The following is a 4,178-nucleotide window of genomic DNA, read 5'->3' on the forward strand; positions in this document are numbered from 1 at the left end:
CAACCCGCCCCGCCCGGACACCCCCGTCGTCACCCTCGTCGAACCCACTAAACCAGCTCCGACCCGCCGCAAAGACCCCTAAAACACCGGTATTGGGCCTAGGCGTCGTGGGCGGGCTTCGGCCGCGGCGGCCTGGGGCCCGATCCGTAACGGTGGTGAGCGGAGGGCAACACGGGGGACCAACCGCGACTGACGGGCCGTAACACATCGTTGACATGATCCCGACGAATCCGAAGATCACGGAAGGGGTAACGGGACATGAGTCAACCGCCCAGATCGACGGGGACGGGCACGAGTCGGCGCGGCTTCCTGCGCCAGGTGGGGATCACCGGAGGCGCGGGCGCGATGCTCGCCACCATGGGCGCGATGGGTCTCGCGCCGACCGCCGCACAGGCCGCCGAGCGGGAACCGGTCTTCCGAGCGCCGCGAACGGGCGACTTCACGCTGAAGGGCAGGGCCGCAGCCAAGGTCGTCATCGTCGGCGGCGGGATCGCGGGCCTCGCCTCCGCGTACGAACTCGGCAAGGCGGGCTACGACTGCACCGTCCTGGAGGCACGCGACCGCACCGGCGGGCGCAACTTCACAGTGCGCGGCGCAGATTCGACCAGCGACACCTGCGGCAACCGCCAGACCGCGCGCTTCAGCGACGGCCAATACATGAACGCGGGACCCGCGCGCATCCCGCAGTGGATGATCACCCTGGACTACTGCCGTGAACTCGGCGTTCCCATCGAGGTGTTCACCAACAGCAACGCGAGCGCCTACCTCTACAACGAGAAGTCGGGCATGACCGCGCCGGTGCGGTACCGCACCGCCAAGGCCGACATGTACGGGTACGTCTCCGAACTCCTCGCCAAGGCCACCGACAAGGGGGCCCTCGACGGGGCCATCACCGCGGACGACCAGGAACAGCTCCTCGAATTCCTCAAGAGCTTCGGCGACATCGGCGACACGCTCACCTACACCGGCAGTGAGCACCGCGGCTTCACCGTCGACCCGGGCGCCGCCGGCACACCGGGCGTCGAACTCGGTGCCGTGCCCACCGTGTCGCAGGTGCTGTCGACCGGCGTCGGCCGCTACTTCTCCTTCGAGTTCGGCTACGACCAGGCCATGCTGATGTTTCAGCCCATCGGCGGCATGGACCGCATACCCGCGGCGCTGACCAAGGCGATCGGCAGCCACAGAATCCGCACGGGCGCGGTCGTCTCCGGCATCACCGACACGGCGCACGGAGTCGCCGTCACCTACCAGCAGGGCGGCCGCACCCGCGCCATCGAGGCCGACTACTGCATCGCCGCCCTCCCCCCGCACATCCTCGCCAAGACACCGCACAACCTCGGCAGCGCCGTACAGACCGCCCTCGAAGCGGTCACTCCCGTCTCGTCCGGCAAGATCGGCCTGGAGTACCGCAGCCGCTGGTGGGAGGAGCAGCAGCAGATCTACGGCGGCATCACCGAGACCGACATGGACCTCAGCCACATCTGGTACCCGTCGTACGGCTTCCACGGCCAGCGCGGCGTGATCATCGGCTACTACAACACCGGCACGAACGCCGACACCTACGCGGCCCTCAGCCCGGCCGACCGGGAGAAGCGCTCCGTCGCCCAGGGTGTGAAGATCCACGGAGACGTCTACCGCACCGAACTCGCCACGTCCTTCTCGCACCACTGGCGCCAGACCCCGCATCTCCTCGGCGCCTGGCACAGCCTGAAGGGCGGCCCGGACGCCGCCACGTACGCACCCCTCAACCGGGCCGCGGGCCACGTGTACTTCGCGGGCGACTACCTCTCGTACGCCGATGCATGGCAGCACGGCGCGTTCTCGTCCGCACGCAAAGTGGTGACTACGCTGCACGAGCGCGTTCTCGCCTGACACGGCCGGGAGGCGCCGGAGAGGTGCCGACGCCTCCCGAACGTGTTCTTGCTGACTGACAGCAGCAGCAGCAGGAGCGGTAATCAGACAACAGGGCCGTCACCCTTCCACCTCCATGCCCTGATCCGCTCCACGATCCGTACCGCGGACGACCGTTACGGACGACCGCTGGTCACCACGGGACTGGCAGCAGGCCGCCGCACGCGCCTTCACCGCGCTCGGAGAGCAGTGGACCACCAGCAGCGCGCCGGGACGGATGCTGCTGGTCGGATGCCCGCGCCAAGGCCTGGCCCTCGCACGCGACTTCCGGCTGGATCTGGGCTGGCTCACCGACGCCACCTGGACAGACATCGGCGACTCCGTGTGGGAGCCCCTCGCCCCGCCCGCCCGGCCCACCTCAGACCAGGATCACCTGAGCGGAGGCAGTACGGAGGCGGAGCTGGAGACACCCGCCGACGCCCTGGTCGAAACCCTCAGCGCCTTGGCCCGCCGACAGCACGAGCACCGCGAGGGCACCGCCGACCGGCTCACCACAGTCATCAACACCCGTCTGCTGCCCACGGAACTCCACGAGATGACCGTCTACTACCAGGCCAAAGCCCAGCGCGACCTCGGGCGCAGCGACGCCTCCCGCCGGGGTATGCAGTACGTCGCCGACGGAGGAGGCCGTCTCGCACCCGCCGCACAGCGCGGTCTCGCCCACCTGGCCCGGCTCGCCGGAGACTTCCCGACCGCCCTCGAAACCGCCCGGTCCCTCGGCTGGGAAGGCCGCCACCACCGCGTCCTGGGCGACGTGTGGTGGGTCCAGGCCGACATGGCCCGCGCCGCCACCGCTTACGCGAACGCCCGCGCGGAAGCCGAAGAACACGGCATCGCCGGTGAACGGGCCACCGCCCAGGCCCAGCGCGCGTTCGTCCTCGCCTTCACCGAACCCGACCAGGCCGATGACGAACTCGACCTGGCCCAGCAGCTGCTGTCCGGACTCGACCTGCGCGCCACCACCCTCACCACCCAGATCGCCGCCCTCGTCCCCGACGCCGGAACCGACCGGAACGTGGAAGACCACGCACGCCTCCTGCGCCCCGACATCGACACCGCCGGCCTCGCCTCCCGCAGAGGCGACCCTCGACCTCGCCCTCTGCTTCCACCACGCCGTCCCGGACGCGCGTCCGGCACTGTCCACCACCATCGCCCGGCTCCGCGAACGCACCCACACCGGCGCCTACGCCTACTACGCCGACATCACCCACTTCATGGCCGGCCTCCCCCTCCCCGCCCCCTCACCCGCACAATGGCTCGACAGCGAGCAGGAAACACGCGACCGCTGGCGCGCGCTCGTCACCACCCGGCGCGAACACCTGCGCACCGCACGCTGAAAAGCCCGCCGCTCGAAAGAACCCGGGGCGAGCAAACGAGGCCCTGCGGAGAGCCTCTTGGCCTACGCGGTGCCCGGGTCCTTGCCCACCAGACGGGTCAGCAGCTCAACGATCTGCGCCTGGTTGCGGTCGATCTTCTTGTTCAGGCCGTGCACCTCATCGACGAGCCGGCCCACCTTCTCATCGAGGTTGGCCACCTTCTGGTCGAGGTTGCCCACCTGGAGCCGCAGTGCGGTGAGATCGCTCTTGACGATCCCGAACTCCCGGTCGGCTTTCTCCTCCGCCTGCTCGAAACGGCGGGTGAGCGCGGCGAGTTCGCTGTGAGCGATGGGGTCCTCGGGCATGCGGGGCGCTCCTGCTAGATCATGAACACGGGGCGGACATCAAGGGACCCACGATATCGCGACCAGCCAACCCCGAACCCGCCGGATTCCGACGCCCCCGAACTGTCCGTCGACGCGGCGGAGCGGGACGCGCTGAACCGGATCGCCGGCGACTGCGGACAGGAGCGCATCGAGTACACGCCGGCGCCGTAGCCCGATGCTCCGGGACCGCGCGCCACGCGTCGCGCGGCGGGCGGTCGTGCGTCTGCCGCCCGACATGCGCCCCCCCGAGCGTGAGGATCGGAGTGCGGGCGGCGATTGTGGGATCTCACCGTCCGCGCCATATTTCGGGGCTGTGACCTGTGGTTCTTTGGGCTGTCTCACGCCGATGGCCTCGTTCCTGTCTCGGGGACGTGGACATTTCCCAGCTCCCGCGCAGCAGGCCGGACGGTCGAGGGACGGATTCAGCGGGTGGGGGTGAGGCGCTGGTGTTCCGCAGGCGGCACGTTGGGCTAGGTGTTCTGTCCATGGAGGTTGGTGACAGCGATCACGGTCGGGGGGTCTTGAACGAGTGAGGGCCTTCCGGGTTCGGTGTGGATTGCGACAT

3 protein-coding genes are annotated in these 4,178 nt (G+C 69.4%); 1 reads left to right on the plus strand and 2 read right to left on the minus strand.

Annotation, left to right across the window (positions count from 1 at the left end; all coding sequences use genetic code 11):
• Positions 1-345 precede the first annotated feature (345 nt).
• On the plus strand, positions 346-1,872 hold the full coding sequence (locus ACIRQP_RS42045; RefSeq protein ID WP_403900717.1) for a flavin monoamine oxidase family protein: 1,527 nt from the start codon (positions 346-348) through the stop codon (positions 1,870-1,872).
• A 397-nt stretch (positions 1,873-2,269) separates the two neighbouring features.
• Here ACIRQP_RS42045 and ACIRQP_RS42050 read toward each other — a convergent pair whose 3' ends face one another.
• On the minus strand, positions 2,270-3,061 hold the full coding sequence (locus ACIRQP_RS42050; protein ID WP_403900713.1) for a hypothetical protein: 792 nt from the start codon (positions 3,059-3,061) through the stop codon (positions 2,270-2,272).
• A 249-nt stretch (positions 3,062-3,310) separates the two neighbouring features.
• Complete coding sequence (locus tag ACIRQP_RS42055) at positions 3,311-3,592, minus strand: hypothetical protein (protein ID WP_403900715.1); 282 nt, start codon at positions 3,590-3,592, stop codon at positions 3,311-3,313.
• Between the last annotated feature and the right edge of the window lie 586 nt (positions 3,593-4,178).

This window comes from Streptomyces sp. NPDC102274, from assembly GCF_044766385.1.
Taxonomy (GTDB): domain Bacteria; phylum Actinomycetota; class Actinomycetes; order Streptomycetales; family Streptomycetaceae; genus Streptomyces.